Below are 21417 nucleotides of genomic sequence, written 5' to 3'. Positions count from 1 at the left end.
GCTAGCGAAATCGAGGAGGTTTCCCAGATGGACGAGGTCACCCTCCTCTCCCCCGACGGCATCGCCATCGGAGTGCTGGCCAAAGAGGCGGTGCATACCACCGACACTCCGCTCCATCTCGCGTTCTCCTGCTACGTGATCGACGGCGACGGGCGCCTGCTCGTCACCCGTCGCGCCCTGTCCAAGCGCACCTGGCCCGGCGTCTGGACGAACAGCTTCTGCGGGCATCCCCGACCCGATGAGAGCATGCAGGACGCGGTGACGCGGCGAGCGCAGCAGGAGCTCGGCCTGCGCATCTCCCACATCTCCGTGGTCGTTCCCGAGTACCGCTACCGCGCGGTCGATGCGAGCGGCATCGTCGAGAACGAGATCTGCCCGGTTCATGTCGCTGTCGCCGACGGGCTCCTCTCCCCCGACCCCGATGAGGTCTCGGAGTGGGCATGGGTCGACGCTGCCGAGTTCGCATCCGCCGTGGCCGCAGCCCCCTTCGCGTTCAGTCCGTGGCTCGTCGAGCAGCTGCCCCTCATGCGCGAGCGAGGGGCGGTATGACGATGACGTCCGCGGCGATCCACGAAGACATGGGCACTCGCATCGAGGAAGCCCTGCGTCAGCGGTTCGTCCACCACAGCGCAGCCGCGGAGACGTACGGGTCGGAGTTCGCCGCCCTGTGGCGCGCTGCGGCCGACCACTCCCTGGGCGGCAAACTCGTCCGCCCGCGACTGCTGCTCGACATCCATCGCGCTCTCACCCTCGGCGATCCATCGACTCTGACTCCGGCGGCCGTCGAGGTCGCGGCGCACATCGAGCTGCTCCATTACGCGTTCCTCCTGCACGACGACGTCATCGACGGGGATCTCACGCGACGGAAGCGGCCGAACCTGATCGGCACCCTGGCGGCCGGCACACCGGCCGCCACAGAGGAGGGTGCGCTGCACTGGGCGCGGTCGAGCGCCATCCTCATGGGAGACCTGCTCCTCACCGCCGCAGTCATGGGTTTCGCACGCGCCGACGTCTCCGCAGACGTGCGCGCACGCTTGCTCGACCTCGTCGAGGAGACGATCGTCGAGACCGTGGCGGGTGAGCACACGGACGTCGCGCTCAGCCATGGGATCATCGCGCCCGACCTCACGACGATCCTCAGCATGAGCGTGTACAAGACCGCCACCTACTCGTTCTCGCTCCCGCTTCGCGCGGCCGCGCTGCTCGCGGGGTCCTCCACGTCCGCCGAGCGGACGCTGACGAGCATCGGCCGACACATCGGGCTCGCCTACCAGCTGCAGGACGACCTGCTGTGCGTGTTCGGCGACCATCGGTCCCACGGTAAGGATGCGTACTCCGACCTGCGCGAAGGCAAGGAGACCGCGATCATCGCCTATGCGCGCTCGACGGGCTCCTGGGCCGACATCGCCCCGCGCTTCGGCTCTGCCGACCTGAGCCTCGGGGACGCCGAGGAACTCCGCGACCTGCTGCGCACCTGCGGGGCAGAGGCCTTCGTCACCGACCTGGTCGGCGATCAGCTCGACGCCGTGCACACCCTCCTCGCCGACGCGCAGCTCACGGGCGAGATCGGCACGGATGCCGCGCACACGATCCTGTCCACGGTCTCCCGCCTGGAGGGCCGCCGCGCATGACCTCGATCCCGAGCGCGGACGGGGACGAGAGCCTCGGACGCTTCAGCCGCGCTGCCGACACCGCATCCACCGAGGTCATCCGCACCTACTCGACCTCCTTCGGTCTGGCGACGAAGCTGCTCGGAGCGCGTCACCGTCAGCATGTGCGGAACATCTACGCTATGGTGCGTATCGCCGACGAGATCGTCGACGGCGTCGCCGCACAGGCCGGTCTGGACGCCTCGGCGCAGACTGAGGCTCTCGCGTCGTATGTCGCGGCGACGCACCGCTCGATGACCGTCGGCTACAGCACTGACCTGATCCTGCACGCGTTCGCCAGGACCGCGCGCGAGTGCGGGATCGGGGAGGACCTGACGCAGCCGTTCTTCGACTCCATGGCCGCCGACATCGCGAGCGCGAGCGCCTTCGCCGCGTACGACGCGGACGCCCACGAACGCTATGTGTACGGCTCAGCCGAGGTCGTCGGACTCATGTGCTTGCGCGTCTTCCTCCGTGACGAGTCGCGCACCGAGGAGGAGCTCGCGGTGCTCACGCACGGCGCCAGGCAGCTGGGCGCCGCCTTCCAGAACGTCAACTTCCTGCGCGACCTCGCCGACGACACCGATCGCCTGCAGCGCGGATACCTCGGCGACTCCGGGCGCCTCACCGATTCCGACCGCGACGAATGGGTACGAACCGTGACCGCTCAGCTCGACGACGCCCGTCGTTCGATCCCCCTGCTCCCCAAGGACGCCCGCGCAGCCGTCCGCAGCGCGCTCGCGCTGTTCGAGGCGCTGATGCGGCGAGTGGCCAGGACGCCCGCCGCGCAGCTGTACGAGCGCCGGGTGCGGGTTCCCGACCCGATCAAGGCGCTGCTCGCCGCTCGGGCCGTCGCCGTCACTGCGCTGGAGCGTGACCGATGAGCCGCGTCGCCGTCATTGGCGGCGGAGTCGCCGGTCTCGCGGCGGCCGGACTGCTCGCCCGCGATGGACACGAGGTGACCGTCTTCGAGAAGAACTCCCGCATCGGCGGCCGAGCCGGCACCATCGAGCGCGACGGATTCCGATTCGATTCCGGACCCTCCTGGTACCTGATGCCCGAGGTGTTCGACCATTTCTTCGCGATGATGGGTTCCTCGACGCAGGAGCAGCTCGACCTCACGCCGCTCGACCCCGGCTACCGGGTGTTCCGGGCGCCGAGTGCCGACGGCCCCTCCGCGCCGATAACCGTTCCCAGAGGCCGCGCAGAGGTCGCGATGCTGTTCGAGGCGCGCGAGCAGGGTTCCGCCGCTCGCCTGGACGACTATCTCGACTCCGCGCACCACGCGCGTGACATGGCCGAGCGGTACTTCCTGTACAACCCGTTCACGAAGTGGAGCACTCTCGCCACGAAAGAGGTCCTGGGCGCAGGGCCCCGTCTCGCGACTCTGCTCGGCACCCGTCTGGAGTCCTTCGCCGCTCGGCGATTCCGGGATCCGGTCCTGCGTCAGCTGCTCGGATACCCGGCCGTCTTCCTCGGCACCGACCCGCGCAGCGCGCCGGCGATGTATCACCTCATGAGCGCGCTCGACCTCGACGAGGGCGTGAGCTACCCGCAGGGCGGATTCTGGCGGGTCGTCGAACGCATCGCCGAGCTGGCCGAGCAGGCGGGGGTGACGATCGTCACGGATGCCGACGTCACGGCGATTCGCACCGAGCGACGCTCCGGCACCACCGCCGCCACGGGCGTCGAGTGGCGGGATGCCGACGGCGCCGCCCGTGTCGCCGACGCGGACATCGTCGTGTCGGCAGCCGACCTGCACCACACCGAGAACGTCCTGCTTCCCCCAGAGCTCCGCACGTACCCGGAGAACTGGTGGCGGCACCGCACGAGCGGGCCCGGAGCGGTGCTCGTGATGCTGGGCGTCCGCGGCGAGCTCCCGCAGCTCCCTCACCACTCGCTGTTCTTCACCGACGATTGGGACGCGAACTTCGACGCGATCTTCGGCGACAGCCCCGCGATCCCCTCTCCGGCGTCGACCTACGTGTGCCGGCCGAGCGCGAGCGACGACAGCGTCGCCCCGGAGGGTCACGAGAACCTGTTCGTGCTCGTCCCCGTCCCCGCCGACGTCGACCTCGGCGGCGGCGGCTCCGACGGAGCGGGCTCGCCGGCGATCGAGCGTGCCGCCGACGAGGCGATCGAGCTCATCTCGACGTGGGCCGGCATCCCCGACCTGCGCGACCGCATCGTCGTGCGCGAGACGAAGGGGCCCGCGGACTTCCGCGACGACTACAACTCGTGGCGCGGAGGAATGCTGGGTCCGGCTCACATCCTCTCGCAGAGCGCGATGTTCCGCGCCCAGAACGTCTCGCGCAAGGTCTCGGGCCTCTACTACGCGGGCGGCACGACGGCACCGGGCGTCGGCGTGCCCATGTGCCTCATCAGCGCCGAGATCGTGTTGAAGCGCATCCGCGGCGATCACTCCGGCGGACCGCTTCCGCTGCCCTCCGCCGCGCCCGTCGGGGACGCCGTGTGATGGGCATCGTCTACCTCGCGAGCCTGCTCGTATCGCTCGGCTGCATGCTCCTGCTCGATCGACGGTTCCGGCTGTTCTTCTGGAGGGACGCGCTATCGGCGTCCGTCGTCACGGTCGTCGGTCTCGTGTTCTTCCTCGTCTGGGACGTCGCGGGTATCGCCGAGGGCATCTTCTTCCGCGGCGAGGGTTCGATCGCCACGGGGATCGTGCTCGCTCCCGAGCTGCCGATCGAGGAGCCCGTCTTCCTGGCCTTCCTCGTCATCTGCACGATGATCCTCTACACCGGCGCCGCGCGCGTGCTCGGCGCCCTCCGACGACGCCGGCGAGAGCAGCGGGCGTCATGACCTACCTGCAGCTCGCGGCCTGGTTCCTCGGCGCGGCCGCGGTCGCCGCCGTCGTCCTCGTGTCTCTCACGCCTCGCGCGCGGCGTCCGCGCGCGGCCGCTCTGGCGATCGCCGCGCTCGCCCTGATCGCGCTCACCGCGGTGTTCGACAGCATCATGATCGCGAGCGGGCTCTTCCACTACTCCCCCGACCATCTGCTCGGGGTGCACATCGGACTCGCCCCGCTCGAGGACTTCGCCTACCCGGTGGCGGGCGCGGTGCTGCTGCCGGCTCTCTGGGCCTTCCTGCGGGCTCGCCGGCACAGCGGCCGCGCCGAGGGCGGCAGGGAGGCTGACGCATGACCGCCGCGACGCTCGGGAGCGACCTGCGCCAGATCGTGCTGTCGTCCCGGCCCGTCAGTTGGATCAACACGGCGTTCCCCTTCGCGGCCGCCTATCTGCTGACCACCCGCGAGATCGACCTCACGCTGATCCTCGGCACGCTGTACTTCCTCGTCCCGTACAACCTCGCGATGTACGGGATCAACGACGTGTTCGACTACGCCTCCGACCTCGCGAATCCGCGCAAGGGCGGGATCGAGGGAGCGCTGCTCTCCCCTCGCATCCACCGGGCGACGCTGTGGGCCGCCGCGGTCACCAACGTCCCCTTCCTCGTCTACCTCTTCGCCATCGGCAACCCGGCGTCCTGGATCTGGCTCATCGTGAGCGTCTTCGCCGTTATCGCGTACTCCGCACCCGGTCTGCGGTTCAAGGAGCGCCCGTTCCTCGACTCCACGACGTCGAGCCTGCACTTCGTGACGCCGGCGATCGTCGGACTCGCCATCGCCGAGGCCTCCGTGACGCCGACGTTGGTGATCGTGCTGGTCGGGTTCTTCCTGTGGGGCATGGCGGCGCACGCCTTCGGCGCGGTGCAGGACATCGCTCCCGACCGCGAGGGCGGCATCGGTTCCATCGCGACGGTCATCGGTGCGCGATCGACCGTCCGCCTCGCGATCCTGCTGTGGGCACTCGCCGGCATCGCAATGCTGTTCACCGCGTGGCCCGGTCCGCTCGCCGCCGTGCTCGCGGTGCCCTACATCGTGAACGCGGCTCCCTGGTGGTCGGTGACCGACGAGACGTCCGCCGGAACGAACCGCGCCTGGCGCCGATTCATCGCCCTCAACTACATCGCGGGCTTCCTGGCGACGATGATCCTCATCCTGGCCTGGGTCTCCTGATCCGATACCTCACGTCCACCGAGTTCCTCCCGAAAGGAAACCGATGTCCGATCCTGAGCTAGCCCCCGCCCCGATCGCCACGGACCGGAAGGCGCCGCCGCGGCGGGAGCGAGCGAGGCGGCACTCCTGGGCACGCGTCCTGATCCCCGTCGCCCTGATCCTCGTCTGGCTGGTGGGTGCGGGACTCGGCGGCCCCCTGTTCGGCAAGGTCGACGAGGTGTCGTCGAACGACCAGACGAGCTACCTGCCTGAGTCCTCCGACGCGACCCGGGTGCAGCAATTGCTCGGCGAGTTCAACGACAGCGATGCCATCCCCGCCGTCGCGGTCTTCGTCGGCGACGGCGAACTGTCCGCGTCTCAGCTCGATGCGATCGCGGATGCCGTGGCCGACGCTCCGTCGGTCGAGGGCGTCGGCGAGGAGGTATCCCCGCCCCTCCCCTCCGACGACGGCGCGGCGATGCAGGCCTTCATCCCGATCGACGGAGAGGCCGAGCTCGCCGACGCCGTGTCCGCCCTCGGCGACGAGCTCCGCTCGGCCGCCCCGGACGGCGTGACCGTCTACATCACGGGCCCCGCCGGTTTCAGCGCCGACCTCGTCGCGGGCTTCGCCGGCATCGACGGATTGCTGCTCGGCGTCGCACTCCTCGCGGTGCTCGTGATCCTCGTGCTCGTGTACCGATCGCTGCTGCTGCCGATCGTGGTCCTGTCGACGAGCCTGTTCGCCCTCTGCGTCGCTCTGCTGGTCGTCTGGTGGCTCGCGAAGTTCGAAGTGCTGCTGCTCAGCGGGCAGACCCAGGGCATCCTGTTCATCCTCGTGATCGGCGCGGCCACCGACTACGCCCTCCTCTTCGTCGCACGGTTCCGGGAAGAGCTCCGCGTGGCGCAGGACAAGGGCTCGGCCCTTCTCGCCGCCTGGAAGGGCTCCGTCGAACCGATCGTCGCCTCCGGCGGCACGGTGATCGCCGGGCTGCTCTGCCTGCTGCTCAGCGACCTCAAGTCCAACAGCACCCTCGGTCCCGTCGCGGCGATCGGCATCGTGTTCGCGATGCTCGCGGCCCTGACGCTTCTCCCGGCGCTCCTGCTGCTGTTCGGGCGCGCGGTGTTCTGGCCACGTCGTCCGCGATTCGAGCCGGAGGTGGTCGCGGAGGAGCACGGCATGCGCACCACCGGCCTGTGGGCGCGTCTGGCCGGGCTCATCACCAAGCGACCGCGGGTGATCTGGATCGTCACGACCGTCGTACTGCTGGCCGGAGCTTCCGGCGTCCTCCAGCTGAATGCCTCGGGGGTTGCGCAGTCCGATCTCGTGCTCGGAGCGTCGGAGGCGCGCGACGGTCAGGTCGCGCTCGGCGAGCACTTCCCGGGCGGCTCCGGCAGCCCGGTCTCCGTCGTGGTGGACGAGGATCGTCTCCAGGACGCCGCCGACGTGCTGCTCGCCGACGACGGCATCGACGGCGTCTCTGTCGTTGCCGCCGATTCGCCCAGCGGCTCGGCGCCCGTGACCGCCGACGGGATCGCGGCGGTCGGACCGCCGGGTACCCCTGCGCCGGCGCCGACCGTCGTCGACGGGAGGGTGCTGCTGCAGGGGACGCTGACGGATGCCGCGGACTCGGATGCCGCGGGCGCTACCGTGCGCGACCTCCGCTCGTCGTTGCACGAGCTCGACGCGCTCGTGGGAGGCGTCACCGCCACCGCAGTCGACACGAACGACGCGTCCATCCACGACCGGAACCTGATCATCCCGGTGATCCTCATCGTGATCATGCTGATCCTCATGCTGCTGCTGCGGTCGATCCTCGCCCCGGTGCTCCTGATCATCACCACTGTGCTGTCGTTCGGAACGGCGATGGGCGTCTCGGCGCTGATGTTCAACGGGCTCTTCGACTTCCCGGGTGCCGATCCCGCCGTGCCGCTGTACGGCTTCGTGTTCCTCGTCGCGCTCGGCATCGACTACAACATCTTCCTCATGACGCGCGTACGGGAGGAGTCGCTGGCGCACGGCACGCGCGAGGGCGTGCTCCGCGGGCTGTCGATAACCGGCGGAGTCATCACGTCCGCCGGACTGGTGCTCGCTGCGACCTTCGCGGCGCTGTCGGTGATCCCGATCCTGTTCCTCGTGCAGCTGGCGTTCATCGTCGCGTTCGGCGTGCTGCTCGACACGTTCGTCGTGCGCTCGCTGCTCGTGCCGGCGCTCGCCTACGATCTCGGACGCGTGATCTGGTGGCCGTCGAAGCTCTGGCGACGCGACCGTCCCTGACGACAGGAGAGAGTGCCCTCGACTGGATTCGAACCAGCGACCTGCCCTTTAGGAGAGGGCTGCTCTATCCTGCTGAGCTACGAAGGCGTGGACACCAGTCTACGGGAACGACCTCGCGCCCCTCACGCCGCCAGCGCCAGGTAGGGCTCCCAGCGCGGGTCGCTTCGCTCACTCCCGCGCACCGTCCACGCGGTGCCGTGCGGCGGACGCGGAGTGATCCGCAGCTCCCAGCGCATCTCCTGCGGCGTGCGGTCGCTCTTGACGTTGTTACAGCGCAGGCAGCACGCGACGAGGTTCTCCCAGGAGTCGGCTCCGCCCCGCGAGCGAGGCAGCACATGATCGATCGTCGAGGCTGCCTTGCCGCAGTACCCGCAACGATGGTTGTCGCGCCGCAGCACTCCGCGCCGGGTCACGGGTACCCGGCGACTCGACGGCACCCGCACGTATCTCGACAGGATGATGACGGCCGGTCGGTCGTAGACGCCGTGGCTGCCCCAGACGGGATCGTCCTCGACGTGCTCGATCACGGTGGCCTTGTCGTTCATGACCAGGACCAGTGCTCTCTTGAACGACACGATGGCCAGGGGCTCGTATCCCGCGTTCAGTACCAGTGTGCGCATCAGCATCCTCTCGATCCGCCGGGACGGCTTCCCGGCACTCTCGACTCACACGAGGTCGCGCCGACGCGAGCGTTCGCAGGGACGAAAAAAGGCGCTGTCTAGTGACAGCGCCTTCTGCGCACGGCAGCACCGTGGCGTCCCTGCGGCCGATGCTGGAGGACATGACGACCGAGGGCATCCATGGTGCGGATGCTCGGTATTCGGTCCATCAGCTTCTCCCGCCTGTGCGACAACGGGTTCAGGCTAACCCATCGACGAGGGGGTGCGGCCCAACTCCGGGTGAACGATCGGAGGCGTGTCCGGTGATGCGATGAGCTGGGACGCCTCAGCCCGCGTTCGCGGCGAGCCAGGCGATGGGCTCGAGAAGACCGCCGTTGACCCACACCTCGAAGTGGAGGTGGTTGGCGGTCGAGCGTCCGGTGCTTCCGACGAAGCCGATGAGCTGACCCGCGGCCACGCTCTCGCCGGCCTGGACCTGACGGGATCCGTACGTCATGTGACCGTAGGTCGTCTGCACGCGCTGACCGCCCACGACGCTGTCGATCATGACGGCGACGCCGTACCCGCCGATGCTCTCGGCCGACTGGCGCACGACGCCAGCGGCGGCGGCGTAGATCGGGGTTCCCTGCGGTGCGAGCATGTCGGCGCCGTTGTGTGCGCCGCCGACCGTGCGGCTGACGCTGTACGAGCCCTGCGGGAGCGGGTAGCGGACCTCGCCCGAGCCGGGCGAGACGAGCGCGTAGGCGCCGATGTCGAACGTGCGACCGCCGGTCGAGGCGGAGGCCGTCGATGCGGCGGCGGCGGCGCGGGCCGCTGCGGCCTCCTCCGCCTTCTTCTTCTCGATCTCGTCGGGAGTGGTGGCGGTGAACGTACCGCGGTCAAGAGGCGCCGATGTCGCCTGCGACGCGACGACGAGCGACTGCGCGTCGACGGCGGCCATCTGCTGCACGGTCGCGGCGCTCTCGGCCGGCTTCGACGCCGCGTAGGCGGGGAGCGCGACAGCGGCGACCAGGGCGCCCACTGCTCCGAAGATGGCGACGGATCGCAGCGGCTTCACCACGGTCCGCGCGCTGACCCGTGCGGTCGTGCGACGGGCGAGGGGTCGATCTTCAGGTGTGTTCGCGGACTGGATGTCTTTGACCAAAACGGAATCCTCCTGCGCCTGCACGCTCGGGTAGCGCTGGCTCGTCGGCACTCTGCTCTCGTGGCACGAATGTAGCTTCGGGTACTTTGTGCGTTCCTACCGGGAGGACGACGAGCCTGGAAGGCGAATCCTCTCGGGTATCGTCAGCGGGCTTCTTCGCCGACGACTTCACCGAGGTTACCGGAAGATAACGATCCTGTCACCCTGCCAACCTGGCAATCGTCGGGGAGCAGGAGAAGTCCCGGTCAGGAGCGATTCAGGCGGGCTCTCCGACAAGGAAGATGTGCGAGGCGAGCTCGACGGGGAGCTCGAGCCCCTCGTCCTTGCCCTCCATCTGAATCAGCACATAGCCCTCGTTGAAGCGGTAGTCGCCCTTCGCGCCGGGCACGACCCCCGCGTCGCGGAGCTGCTCGAGCAACTCCGGGTCGACCTGGGCCGGCTCGGCGAGACGACGGACCGTTCCCTCGATCGGGGCGCCGGCCGCGTTGAGCTTCTGCACCAGCCCGATGACGCCCTCGTCGAACGTCCGTGCGGGGGCGTCGCCGAGCTGGTCGAGCCCGGGGATCGGGTTGCCGTACGGCGACTCGGTGGGGTGTCCGAGGAGCTCGACGAGGCGACGCTCGACCTGCTCGCTCATGACGTGTTCCCAGCGGCAGGCCTCGTCGTGCACGAACGCCCAGTCGAGGCCGATCACGTCCGAGAGCAGGCGCTCAGCCAGACGGTGCTTGCGCATGACGTCGACCGCCTTCCGGCGCCCCGACTCGGTGAGCTCCAGGGTGCGATCCTCCGACACGACGACGAGACCGTCGCGCTCCATGCGCCCGACCGTCTGCGAGACCGTCGGACCCGAATGCCCGAGGCGCTCCGAGATGCGCGCGCGCAGCGGCACGATGTTCTCCTCCTCCAGCTCGAGGATGGTGCGGAGATACATCTCCGTGGTGTCGATCAGGTCGGTCATGTGGCCCTCCGGGTCTTCTTAGGCAAGCCTACATTCCCGCATCGACATCGGGGCGTCACGCGGGAGGTCGCACGGGAGGCCACGCTCTAGACTCGACGCATGCCGATCGAGATTCCCCGTGACCTCCTGCCCGCCGACGGCCGCTTCGGATGCGGCCCCTCGAAGGTGCGGAGCGAGCAGCTCGACGCGCTCCTCGCCGCCGGTCCCACGCTGCTCGGCACCTCCCACCGGCAGGCACCGGTGAAGAACCTCGTCGGCAGCGTGCGCGAGCGCCTCGCAGCGCTCTTCCGGCTGCCCGAGGGGTACGAGATCATTGTCGGCAACGGCGGATCCACCGCATTCTGGGATGCCGCAGCCTTCGGCCTCATCGAGCGACGCAGCCAGAACCTCGTGTTCGGCGAGTTCGGCGGCAAGTTCGCCGCTGCAGCCGGTGCTCCCTGGCTCGATGCACCCGACGTGCGCAAGGCTGAGCCCGGATCCAGCACGGTCGCCGAGATCGTCGACGGCGTCGACGTCTATGCGTGGCCGCACAACGAGACCTCGACCGGCGTCTCCGCCCCGATCACCCGCGTCGCCGCCGACGGCGCTCTCACCGTCATCGACGCCACGAGCGCGGCAGGAGGGATCGACTTCGACGCCGCTCAGGCCGACGTCTACTACTTCGCCCCGCAGAAGAACCTCGGTTCGGACGGCGGCCTGTGGTTCGCCGCGGTCTCGCCCGCAGCCATCGACCGGATCGAGCGGATCGCCGGCTCCGGCCGCTACATCCCGGAGTTCCTCAGCCTGAAGAACGCCGTCGACAACTCGCGCCTGAACCAGACGCTGAACACGCCGGCGCTGACGACACTGCATCTGCTCGACAGCCAGCTCGGATGGATCCTCGACAACGGCGGTCTGTCGTGGGCCGGAGCGCGCACGGCCGAGTCGTCCGGCATCCTGTACGACTGGGCCGCGGCATCCGATGTGGCGACTCCCTTCGTGACGGCCGCGGCCGACCGTTCCCCGGTCGTCGTCACGATCGACTTCGACGAGTCGATCGATGCGGCCGCTATCGCCAAGACGCTGCGCGCCAACGGCATCGTCGACACCGAGCCGTACCGCAAGCTCGGCCGCAACCAGCTCCGCGTGGCGACCTTCGTGTCGATCGAGCCGGACGACGTGCGGCAGCTGACCCGCGCACTCGACTACGTGCTCGAGCGTCAGGGCGCCTGAGCACGCCACGCATGACGAAGGGGACCGCGCGATCCGCGCGGTCCCCTTCGTCATGACAGCGGGGGATCATTCCTCGTCGTCGGAGTCGTCCTCGTCGAGAGCATCGTCGTCGGAGTCGTCCTCGTCGAGAGCATCGTCGTCGGAGTCGTCCTCGGTGTCGTCCGCGGACTCCTCCGAGTCGTCCAGCTCGTCGATGTCGACGCCATCGAGGTCGCCGCCATGCACGGGCCGCGGCTCACTGGTCAGCTCGTCGTCATCGAGATCGTCGTCTTCGTCATCCTCGAGGTCGTCCTCTTCGGAGTCGTCCTCGAGGTCTTCGTCCTCATCCTCGTCAACGTCGTCGAGGTCATCGTCCTCCGCATCGCCCTCGGCGTTCGCGTCGGCGTCGTTCTGCTCGGCGGCCGCAGCCGCGGCCTGCTCGGCGAGCTCGGCCTGGTGGGCACGGTACTCGGCCAGACGCTCGGCCCACGGCACCCACTCGGGTGCCAGGAGCGCGCCGTCACCGGGCAGCAACTCCGTCTCGAGCACCGTCGGCTCCTCGTCGTCGACGCGTGCGACGGTCACGGTCCAGTACCAGCCGGGATATCCGGCCAGCCGGTTCTCGAAGCGCAACGAGACCGACCCGTCATCCTCGACGAGGTACCCGGCTGCTGGTCCGATCGTCGACTCAGGCGTGATCTCTCGCAGCGCGGCGAGCGCGAGGTCGTGCGCGTCGAGCAGGCGCTCGTCGGCGTCAGGCTTCGAGGTCATCGGCAACCTTGCGGAGGACCGCCGCGATCTTGCGGCCATGACCGGACGACGGATAACGGCCGCGACGCAGATCGCCGCCGATGCCGTCGAGGAGCTTCACGAGATCTTCGATGATGATCGCCATGTCGTCTGCGGGCTTGCGCTTGGCCTTGGCGAGGCTGGGCGGGGCCTCGAGGACGCGAACCGACAGCGCCTGCAGACCGCGCTTCCCGTCGGCGACACCGAACTCGACGCGCGCGCCGGCCTTGACGACCGTGCCGGCGGGCATCGCGGAGGCGTGCAGGAAGACGTCCTGGCCATCATCGGTGGCGATGAAGCCGAAACCCTTGTCTTCGTCGTAGAACCTGACCTTGCCGGTGGGCATGGGAGAAACCTCGCTGAGTCGGTGTGGAGCTGGACGACCGCGCAGGATGCGGCCGCCTCCAGCCTACCGGTGCGTCGGTTCACGCGCGGGGAGACCGTCGGAATGCGACGGCGACACGCGAGGCCGTGTCCCCGCTCAGCGACTAGGCTGAGCGGGATGAGCAGTCAGAGTCCCGAACCCGACGTGCCGGTGCGTCGAGTCGACCGCATCCTCGCCTTCACCGCGCTGGGGCTCGCGGCGGCATCCATCGTCTGTTTCTTCGCGATCATCATCGGCACCGCGGTCGGCATGCGGCAGGAGGACTTCGGCTCCGGCGCATGGCCTGTGATCGCCGCGATCCCTTACTGGGGCCTGCCGGCCGCGTTCGTCATGATCGTCGTGCTGCTGGTGATGAGCTTCATCCGGAAGGGTCGCGCGGGATCGCGACCCTGAGGCACCAGGCATGAGCACGCACGCCCGACCGTTGGCCGAACATCTGGCCGCGCTGAGCGATGCCGACCTGAGCGAGCTGTTCTCCGAGCGCGACGTGCGCCCCGACGTCGGATGGCAGGACTTCTTCGACGCCGCCGAGGCGCTCCTCGAACCGGCGTCGCTCGCGCGAGTCCTCCCCCGTCTCACGCTCGGCGAGGCCCGGACACTGCAACGGATGGCGGCCGGGGAGCGCGCCGACAACTCCGACGACCGCCGCACCCTCGAGCGTCTCGCCCTGGTGCGCCCCGACGGAGAACTGCCGCCTCCCGTCGCGACGGCGGTCTCCGACCGCCCCGCGCTCGCCCCGTCGTCGTCACACCATCAGGGACAGGCGGACGACCGCGCCGCAGCGCACGCGGCCGAGCGTGCCTTCACCACGGTCGCCACGATCGCCGACCTGCTGCTCGCAGCGAAGGACAGGTCGTTCGCGCTGCTCGCGGGCGGCACCCTCAGCGCCGGCGAGAGGCGACACCTGGCCGACTCCGGCGTCGCGACGGAGTCTGTGGACCACCTCCTGGCGATCGCCTCGAGCGCAGGGCTCGTCGCGGTCGGCGACCGACGCCTGCATGCCACCGACATCGCCGACCAGTGGCTGCGTTCCTCGGTGTCCGAGCGATGGAGCGAGCTCGCCCGTGGCTTCCGCGATGCGCTCCCCCGCGGTATCCGGTCTGGGCGGGGTGGGTGGATCCCACTTGCCGACTGGCCGCAGGCCCATCCGTGGGACTCCGCCTGGCCCGAGCGCAGCGCCGCACTGACCGAGCAGGCTCGACTGCTCGGTCTCGTCGCCGACGACGGGACCGAGCCCGCCTGGGCGGCTCCCCTGCGCGACGGTCGCGATCCCGACCCGGCCTCCCTCACTGCGCTGCTGCCCGCTGAGGTCGACCGGATCTTCCTCCAGAACGACCTCAGCGCGATCTCACCCGGACCGTTGGCCCCCGCCCTCGACGTGCGGCTGCGCACGGTCGCAGCGCGCGAGTCCGCCGCGCAGGCATCGACGTACCGCTTCACACCGGAGTCCGTCGCGCGAGCCCTCGTCGCCGGGGAGAGCGAGGAGTCACTCGTCCGCTTCCTCGAGACCGTGTCGCTCACCGGCATCCCTCAGCCCCTGCGCTACCTGATCGCGCAGACGGCGCAGCGTCACGGTCTCGTTCGCGTGTCGACGGATGCCGAGACCGGCCGCACCCGGATCGAGAGCGCCGACCCCCACCTCGTCGATGCGATCGCGGTCGACCAGACGCTCCGCCCCCTGTCGCTCACGAAGCACGTCGGCTCCCTCACCACGCGCGTCGGCCGCGACACGGTGTACTGGGCGCTCACGGATGCGCGGTACCCCGCGACCCTCGTCGACGAGGACGGCACCGTGCTCACCGGTGAACGGCACGCACCGGTCACGACGCCGGAAGCGGGCTCGAACGACTACACGTCGCTCATCGCGGCGCTCCGCTCGCACCAGGGGCCGGATGCCGATGCCGCCTGGCTCGACCGCGAGCTCGAGGCGGCCGTGCGCGCGAAGGCCGTGCTCCGGGTGACCGTGGGGATGCCGGACGGCAGCACGCGTGAGCTCCTGCTCGAGGCCACCGGACTCGGCGGTGGACGCCTGCGCGGACGCGACAAGGCGGCGGATGTCGAGCGCACGCTGCCGGTGTCGAGCATCCGCGCCGCGACCGTCATCGCCCAGTAAACTGGACAGCTATGTCTGATGGCCCCCTGATCGTCCAGAGCGATCGCACCGTGCTCCTCGAGGTCGCTCACGCCGATGCCGAGAGCGCCCGCCACGAGCTGGCGATCTTCGCCGAACTCGAGCGTGCTCCCGAGCACATCCACACCTACCGGATCACCCGTCTCGGACTCTGGAACGCGCGCGCCGCCGGACACAGCGCAGAAGACATGCTCGGGACTCTCGACCGGTGGTCGCGCTTCCCGGTCCCGCCGTCCGTCGCCGTCGACCTGCGCGAGACCGTGAACCGCTACGGCCGCCTCGTGATCGAACGCGACGACGAGGGCACGCTGATCCTCCGCTCGACCGACCCCGCGGTGCTCGCCCAGGTCGCGAACAACAAGCGCGTCCAGCCGCTGCTGATCGGTCACCCGAGCCCCGACACCTATGTCGTCGATGCGTGGGCACGCGGCCAGATCAAGCAGGAGCTGCTGAAGATCGGCTGGCCGGCCGAGGACCTCGCCGGATACACGCCAGGCACCCCGCACGAGATCGAACTGGATGAGGGCACCTGGCAGATCCGGCCGTACCAGCAGGATGCCGTCGACGCCTTCTCGAAGGACGGATCGGGCGTGGTCGTGCTGCCCTGCGGCGCCGGGAAGACCATCGTCGGCGCCGGGGCCATGGCCGCGACGAAGACCACCACGCTGATCCTCGTGACCAACACGGTGTCGGCACGCCAGTGGCGCGACGAGCTCCTCAAGCGCACGAGCCTCACCCCCGAGGAGATCGGCGAGTACTCCGGCCAGGCCAAGGAGGTCAAGCCGGTCACGATCGCGACGTACCAGATCCTCACCGCCAAGCGGAAAGGCCAGTACGCTCACCTCGCCCTGCTCGACGCCCTCGACTGGGGACTCATCGTGTACGACGAGGTGCACCTGCTCCCCGCCCCGGTGTTCAAGCTCACCGCGGACCTGCAGGCGCGACGCCGCATCGGCCTGACCGCGACCCTCGTGCGCGAGGACGGCCGCGAGGGCGACGTGTTCAGCCTGATCGGCCCCAAGCGGTTCGACGCTCCGTGGAAGCAGATCGAGGCGCAGGGCTTCATCTCCCCCGCCGTCTGCTACGAGGTCCGTGTCGACCTGCCGCCGAGCGACCGGCTCGAGTACGCCGCCGCGACCGATGACGAGCGGTATCGGCTCGCCGCATCCGCGCCCGCGAAGATCGAGGCCGTGCGCGAGCTGATCGCCAAGCACCCCGACGAGCAGATCCTCGTGATCGGCCAGTACCTCGACCAGCTCGACACGCTGTCCGAGGCGCTGAACGCCCCACAGATCACGGGCGCCACGCCCGTCGACGAGCGCGAGGAGCTGTATCGCCAGTTCCGCGAAGGAGAGATCCATCTGCTCGTCGTATCGAAGGTCGCCAACTTCTCGATCGACCTCCCCGAGGCGTCCGTGGCGATCCAGGTCTCCGGGTCCTTCGGGTCACGACAGGAGGAGGCGCAGCGACTGGGCCGACTGCTCCGCCCGAAGCAGTCCGGTCACACCGCGAGCTTCTACACGCTCGTCGCCCGCGACACGATCGATCAGGACTACGCGCAGAACCGCCAGCGCTTCCTCGCCGAGCAGGGCTACAGCTACACGATCATGGATGCTGACGCGATCGCGGCGTGACCGCCGCTCCGACGGATAGTCAGCATCCGCATGGCCGAAGTCACCATAATGGGGACATGACTGATGCGCGCATCCTGGTCGTCGACGACGAGCCGAACATCCGCGACCTGCTCTCCACGGGTCTGAGCTTCGCCGGTTTCCAGGTGAAGACGGTGGCCAACGGCGCCGCCACGATCTCGGCGGTCCTCGAAGAGGAACCGGACCTCATCATCCTCGACGTCATGCTGCCCGACATGAACGGCTTCAGCGTCACCAAGCGGCTGCGCGGCGCCGGCTTCACGGCACCCATCCTCTTCCTCACGGCGAAGGACGGCACCGACGACAAGATCGAGGGACTCAACGCCGGCGGCGACGACTACGTCACCAAGCCCTTCAGCCTCGACGAGATCGTCGCCCGTGCGCAGGCGATCCTGCGCCGCACCATGCAGGCCGACGAGGAGTCGATCATCCGCGCCGGCGAACTCTCGATGGATCAGGACACGCACGACGTGCACGTCGGCAAGGAGCCGATCGAGCTCTCCCCGACCGAGTTCAAGCTGCTGCGCTACCTCATGCTCAACCCGAACCGGGTGCTCTCCAAGGCGCAGATCCTCGATCACGTCTGGGAGTACGACTTCAACGGCGACGCCGGCATCGTCGAGAGCTACATCTCCTACCTTCGCCGCAAGATCGACCCCCACACCGAAGAGTCGGTCATCCAGACCAAGCGCGGCTTCGGCTACATGCTGAAGGTCGGCAAGTAGTCGTCGACGGAGCGCTGACGCCGCACGCACGACGACCGGAGGGAGGGCCGCATGGCGCACAAGCCTGACGCGGTCACCCGCTGGTGGCGGGCCATCAGCCTGCGCGCGAAGGTCACGGGCGTCACCGTCGCCGTGCTCGCGCTCGGCCTCCTGCTCGCCGGTATCGGGACCGTGCCCATCCTGCGCAACTCGCTCGTGAACAACATCGATTCGCAGTTGCCCACCTTGGTCTCGGCGGACCTCGCGCCGCGCTACTTCGACATGTCGATCGAAGGCGGTGAGACCGTCTACACCCCTCGTGAATCGCCCAGGGACTTCTTCGTGGCGATCTACGACGGTGCAGGGGTGCTGCAGACCTCGACTGGCAACTCCGCGAACGGCGAGAAGCCGCTGTTCCCCTCGACCTACACGCTGCTGGATGCACAGAACGCCGGCGACGGCGTGTTCCCCCTCGCCGGCACGAAGGGCGACGACTTCCGCGCCGCAGTGGCACTGCTGCCGGGTGACGGCGACGGCGCACTGCGGATCCAGATGGTGGCGATGCCCGTCGACTACGCCGACCGCATCATCAGCCAGTTCTTCGGCATCTACATCACCGTCGCGCTCGTGACGATCCTCATCGCGGCGCTCCTCACGCGAGGACTCGTGACGCTGACCTTCCGTCGCCTGGGCCAGGTCGAGTCGACCGCCATGTCCATCGCGAAGGGCGACTTCAGCCAGCGTCTGACCGACCTTGAGCCGACCACTGAGGTCGGGCGTCTCAACACGGCGATCAACACGATGCTCGACCGCGTCGACGGGTCTCTCGCCCAGCGCGACCGCACGGTGCAGCACATGCGGCGCTTCATCGGCGATGCCAGCCACGAGCTGCGAACTCCCCTGGTGAGCGTTCGGGGCTACGCCGAGCTCTACCGCATGGGTGCGATCAAGGGCGAGGAGGACACAGCCCGCGCCATGGAGCGCATCGAGAAGGAGGCGATCCGCATGGGCGTGCTGGTCGAAGATCTCCTCGCACTCGCCCGCCTCGACGAGGAGCGCGAGCCCGAGATCGAGGCACTCGATCTGCGTCCCATCGCGCGCGATGCGGCTCTGGATCTCCGGGCCGCCGCCCCGGGTCGAACCGTGACGGTCATCGATCGCACGGTCGACGCCCCGCTCATCGACGTCACCACGCGCTCGACGCCGGTTCCCGCTGATCGGCAGCCTCCGACGCCGCGCGGCGCGCTCTCTCGTGCGACACTCGGACGCCTGCGTCGACGGCCGCGCACCCCTTCCGGTCCCGAGGTCACGGGCATCGACTTCACGGAGGCCACCGACGTGCCCGTCCGCACTCCGCCGATCGTGCTGGGCGAGGAGAACAAGGTGCGCCAGGTCGTCACGAACCTCCTCGGCAACGCGCGGCGGTTCTCGCCTGCCGACAGCCCGCTGGAGATCGTCGTCGACGCCGATCGCGTCCGCGGAACGGGCAGCATCTCGATCGTCGATCACGGCGAGGGCATCCCGCCGCAGATCCGCGATCAGATCTTCGAGCGCTTCTGGCGAGCCGACACCTCGCGTGCGCGCGAGACCGGCGGATCCGGCCTCGGACTCGCGATCGTCGCGTCCATCATGAAGGCGCTCCGCGGCAGTGTGGCCGTCACCGAGACGCCGGGCGGAGGAGCCTCCTTCACGATCACGCTGCCCCTGGCGCCGTCGCGGGCCACCCCCGCCCATCTCCTCGAGGACACCCAGCCGATCGACCCGCTCACCCTCTGACCGCTTCTCCACCGCGGCGGGCACCGGCGGGTTGTGCACAGCACGGGTCCGAGCGGACCGTGACACCGGATGCCGCGCGCGTCGCGCTCCTATCGTCGGAACCCCATCGAGAGGAGATTCCATGTCCGTCATCACCGTCGACACCGAGGCCGTGGGTGCGGCCCACACGGCCGCGCTCGCCACCATGGAGCGCCTGCACGTCGAGGCCGCAACACTCATGAGCCAGCTCGCCCAGCTGCAGTCCTCGTGGGTCGGGAATGCGTCGAACGCCTTCCAGTCCTGCGTGGAGCAGTGGCGCGGGGGTCAGCTGAACCTCGAGCAGACGCTCGAATCGATCGGCCATTCTCTGGGCAGCGCCGCCACCCAGTACGCCGAGGCCGATCAGTTCTCGGCGAGCCTGTTCCGCTGACCGGGCGCACGAAAAGACGCCCCGACCGTGAGGTCGGGGCGTCTTCTCTTCAGCGCTTCCGGATCAGAAGTCCATGCCACCCGTCGGGTCGCCGGCCGGAGCCGCCGCCTTCTCGGGCTTGTCGGCCACGACGGCCTCGGTCGTCAGGAACAGACCGGCGATCGACGCCGCGTTCTGCAGAGCCGAGCGGGTCACCTTGGCCGGGTCGATGATGCCCTGTGCGAACATGTCGCCGTACTCACCGCTCGCAGCGTTCAGGCCCTGGCCCGCGGGGAGCTCGGACACCTTGTTCGCGACGACACCGGGCTCGAGACCGGCGTTCAGCGCGATCTGCTTGAGCGGAGCCTCGATCGCGACGCGGACGATGTTCGCGCCGGTCGCCTCGTCGCCCGAGAGCGTGAGGGCGTCGAGGGCCTTGGTGCCCGACTGGATGAGCGCGACGCCACCACCGGGGACGATGCCCTCCTCGACGGCCGCCTTCGCGTTGCGGACGGCGTCCTCGATACGGTGCTTGCGCTCCTTGAGCTCGACCTCGGTCGCGGCACCCGCCTTGATGACGGCGACGCCGCCGGCGAGCTTCGCGAGGCGCTCCTGCAGCTTCTCACGGTCGTAGTCGCTGTCGGTGTTCTCGATCTCACGACGGATCTGCGTGACGCGACCCTCGATCTGGTCGGCCTCACCGGCGCCCTCGACGATCGTGGTCTCGTCCTTGGTGACGATGACCTTGCGCGCACGGCCGAGCAGGTCCAGCGTGGCGTTCTCGAGCTTCAGACCCACCTCTTCGGTGATGACCTGGCCGCCCGTGAGGATCGCGATGTCCTGCAGCTGCGCCTTGCGACGGTCGCCGAAGCCGGGGGCCTTGACGGCGACCGACTTGAAGATGCCCTTGAGCTTGTTGAGCACGAGGGTCGCGAGAGCCTCGCCCTCGACGTCCTCGGCGATGATGACGAGCTCCTTGCCGTCCTGGATCACCTTGTCGACGATGGGCAGAAGGTCCTTGATGTTCGAGATCTTCTGGTTCGCGATGAGGATGTACGGGTCCTCGAAGACAGCCTCCTGGCGCTCCGGGTCCGTGACGAAGTACGGGTTCAGGTAGCCCTTGTCGAAGCGCATGCCCTCGGTGAGCTCGAGCTCGGTGCCGAAGGTCTGCGACTCCTCGACCGTGACGACGCCTTCCTTGCCGACCTTGTCGATCGCCTCGGCGATGAGCTCGCCGATGGCGGGGTCAGCGGCCGAGATCGATGCGGTCGCCGCGATCTGCTCCTTGGAGTCGATCTCCTTGGCGCTGGCGAGCAGCTCCTCGGTGATGGCCGTGACGGCCTTCTCGATGCCGCGCTTGAGCGAGATGGGGTCGGAACCGGCCGCGACGTTGCGCAGACCCTCGCGGACGAGCGCCTGGGCGAGGACGGTCGCGGTGGTGGTGCCGTCACCGGCGACGTCGTCGGTCTTCTTGGCGACCTCCTTGACGAGCTCCGCGCCGATCTTCTCGTACGGGTCGTCCAGCTCGATCTCCTTGGCGATCGACACACCGTCGTTCGTGATCGTGGGGGCACCCCACTTCTTCTCGAGCACGACGTTGCGACCGCGCGGGCCGAGCGTCACCTTGACGGCGTCGGCGAGGATGTTGAGGCCGCGCTCGAGGCCGCGGCGGGCCTCCTCATCGAAAGCGATGATCTTTGCCATGAGTTTTGTCGTCCCTCCTGGACGTAGACGTTGGGT

21 protein-coding genes and 1 tRNA gene are annotated in these 21417 nt (G+C 69.0%); 15 read left to right on the top strand and 7 right to left on the bottom strand.

Annotated features, from left to right (window positions below; translation table 11 throughout):
* Positions 1–27: 27 nt before the first annotated feature.
* Genes idi through M3195_RS10335 form a run of 8 tightly spaced genes read left to right on the top strand, consistent with a single transcriptional unit; the run spans position 28 to position 7939 of the window.
* Positions 28–549: an isopentenyl-diphosphate Delta-isomerase gene (gene idi, locus M3195_RS10370; RefSeq protein ID WP_251587195.1), complete on the top strand. Its 522-nt coding sequence runs from the start codon at positions 28–30 to the stop codon at positions 547–549.
* The gene (locus M3195_RS10365; protein WP_251587164.1) at positions 546–1631 is read left to right on the top strand and encodes a polyprenyl synthetase family protein; all 1086 of its coding nucleotides are present in this window, start codon (positions 546–548) and stop codon (positions 1629–1631) included. Before idi ends, M3195_RS10365 begins: the two co-directional genes overlap by 4 nt.
* The gene (locus M3195_RS10360) at positions 1628–2533 is read left to right on the top strand and encodes a phytoene/squalene synthase family protein (RefSeq protein ID WP_251587162.1); all 906 of its coding nucleotides are present in this window, start codon (positions 1628–1630) and stop codon (positions 2531–2533) included. The genes M3195_RS10365 and M3195_RS10360 overlap by 4 nt, the downstream gene beginning before the upstream one ends.
* Complete coding sequence (gene crtI, locus M3195_RS10355) at positions 2530–4125, top strand: phytoene desaturase family protein (RefSeq protein ID WP_251587160.1); 1596 nt, start codon at positions 2530–2532, stop codon at positions 4123–4125. Before M3195_RS10360 ends, crtI begins: the two co-directional genes overlap by 4 nt.
* On the top strand, positions 4125–4469 hold the full coding sequence (locus tag M3195_RS10350) for a lycopene cyclase domain-containing protein (RefSeq protein WP_251587158.1): 345 nt from the start codon (positions 4125–4127) through the stop codon (positions 4467–4469). Before crtI ends, M3195_RS10350 begins: the two co-directional genes overlap by 1 nt.
* The gene (locus M3195_RS10345; protein WP_251587156.1) at positions 4466–4810 is read left to right on the top strand and encodes a lycopene cyclase domain-containing protein; all 345 of its coding nucleotides are present in this window, start codon (positions 4466–4468) and stop codon (positions 4808–4810) included. The genes M3195_RS10350 and M3195_RS10345 overlap by 4 nt, the downstream gene beginning before the upstream one ends.
* Positions 4807–5685, top strand: a complete 879-nt coding sequence (locus M3195_RS10340; protein WP_251587154.1) for a prenyltransferase — start codon at positions 4807–4809, stop codon at positions 5683–5685. The genes M3195_RS10345 and M3195_RS10340 overlap by 4 nt, the downstream gene beginning before the upstream one ends.
* Before the next feature lie 43 nt (positions 5686–5728).
* Positions 5729–7939 (top strand): MMPL family transporter, encoded by a 2211-nt coding sequence (locus tag M3195_RS10335; RefSeq protein ID WP_251587152.1) that lies wholly within the window; start codon positions 5729–5731, stop codon positions 7937–7939.
* Between the two features lie 13 nt (positions 7940–7952).
* Here the strand turns inward: M3195_RS10335 and M3195_RS10330 are convergent.
* The 4 genes from M3195_RS10330 to M3195_RS10315 form a co-directional block, all read right to left on the bottom strand.
* Positions 7953–8026, bottom strand: a tRNA-Arg gene (locus tag M3195_RS10330).
* Positions 8027–8061: 35 nt separating this feature from the next.
* Positions 8062–8559, bottom strand: coding sequence for an HNH endonuclease (locus M3195_RS10325; RefSeq protein WP_251587150.1), 498 nt, complete (start codon positions 8557–8559; stop codon positions 8062–8064).
* Between the two features lie 325 nt (positions 8560–8884).
* Positions 8885–9754 carry a M23 family metallopeptidase gene (locus tag M3195_RS10320; protein ID WP_251587148.1) on the bottom strand — a complete coding sequence of 290 codons (870 nt, stop codon included), beginning with the start codon at positions 9752–9754 and terminating at the stop codon, positions 8885–8887.
* A gap of 205 nt (positions 9755–9959) precedes the next feature.
* A complete protein-coding gene (locus M3195_RS10315) occupies positions 9960–10661 on the bottom strand; it encodes a metal-dependent transcriptional regulator (RefSeq protein WP_251587146.1) in 702 nt (233 codons plus the stop codon).
* Positions 10662–10760: 99 nt separating this feature from the next.
* On the opposite strand from M3195_RS10315, the gene serC reads away from it, so the two are divergent.
* A complete protein-coding gene (gene serC / locus M3195_RS10310) occupies positions 10761–11873 on the top strand; it encodes a phosphoserine transaminase (RefSeq protein WP_251587144.1) in 1113 nt (370 codons plus the stop codon).
* A 66-nt stretch (positions 11874–11939) separates the two neighbouring features.
* On the opposite strand, the gene M3195_RS10305 is transcribed toward serC, so the two are convergent.
* Both M3195_RS10305 and M3195_RS10300 read right to left on the bottom strand, forming a co-directional pair.
* On the bottom strand, positions 11940–12623 hold the full coding sequence (locus M3195_RS10305; RefSeq protein ID WP_251587142.1) for a DUF3027 domain-containing protein: 684 nt from the start codon (positions 12621–12623) through the stop codon (positions 11940–11942).
* Complete coding sequence (locus M3195_RS10300) at positions 12607–12987, bottom strand: cold-shock protein (protein WP_251587140.1); 381 nt, start codon at positions 12985–12987, stop codon at positions 12607–12609. Before M3195_RS10300 ends, M3195_RS10305 begins: the two co-directional genes overlap by 17 nt.
* A gap of 156 nt (positions 12988–13143) precedes the next feature.
* Between M3195_RS10300 and M3195_RS10295 the strand changes: the two genes are divergently transcribed.
* The 6 genes from M3195_RS10295 (at position 13144) to M3195_RS10270 (ending at position 19698) form a co-directional block, all read left to right on the top strand.
* Positions 13144–13419: a multidrug ABC transporter ATPase gene (locus M3195_RS10295; RefSeq protein WP_096714952.1), complete on the top strand. Its 276-nt coding sequence runs from the start codon at positions 13144–13146 to the stop codon at positions 13417–13419.
* Positions 13420–13429: 10 nt separating this feature from the next.
* On the top strand, positions 13430–15139 hold the full coding sequence (locus M3195_RS10290) for a helicase-associated domain-containing protein (RefSeq protein WP_251587138.1): 1710 nt from the start codon (positions 13430–13432) through the stop codon (positions 15137–15139).
* An 11-nt stretch (positions 15140–15150) separates the two neighbouring features.
* Positions 15151–16791 (top strand): DNA repair helicase XPB, encoded by a 1641-nt coding sequence (locus tag M3195_RS10285; protein WP_251587136.1) that lies wholly within the window; start codon positions 15151–15153, stop codon positions 16789–16791.
* Between the two features lie 56 nt (positions 16792–16847).
* Positions 16848–17534, top strand: coding sequence for a response regulator transcription factor (locus M3195_RS10280; protein WP_096714949.1), 687 nt, complete (start codon positions 16848–16850; stop codon positions 17532–17534).
* Between the two features lie 51 nt (positions 17535–17585).
* On the top strand, positions 17586–19289 hold the full coding sequence (locus M3195_RS10275; RefSeq protein ID WP_251587134.1) for a sensor histidine kinase: 1704 nt from the start codon (positions 17586–17588) through the stop codon (positions 19287–19289).
* A gap of 121 nt (positions 19290–19410) precedes the next feature.
* Entirely contained in the window at positions 19411–19698 is a 288-nt protein-coding gene (locus M3195_RS10270) for a WXG100 family type VII secretion target (RefSeq protein WP_251587132.1), read from the top strand.
* Between the two features lie 63 nt (positions 19699–19761).
* Here the strand turns inward: M3195_RS10270 and groL are convergent, their stop codons facing one another.
* Entirely contained in the window at positions 19762–21381 is a 1620-nt protein-coding gene (groL, locus tag M3195_RS10265) for a chaperonin GroEL (RefSeq protein ID WP_096714946.1), read from the bottom strand.
* Between the last annotated feature and the right edge of the window lie 36 nt (positions 21382–21417).

The sequence above is a fragment of the Microbacterium hydrocarbonoxydans genome (assembly GCF_023715885.1).
Lineage (GTDB): Bacteria > Actinomycetota > Actinomycetes > Actinomycetales > Microbacteriaceae > Microbacterium > Microbacterium hydrocarbonoxydans_C.
Note: the sequence above shows the minus strand (reverse complement) of the source record. Positions and strands in the feature narration are given on the sequence as shown.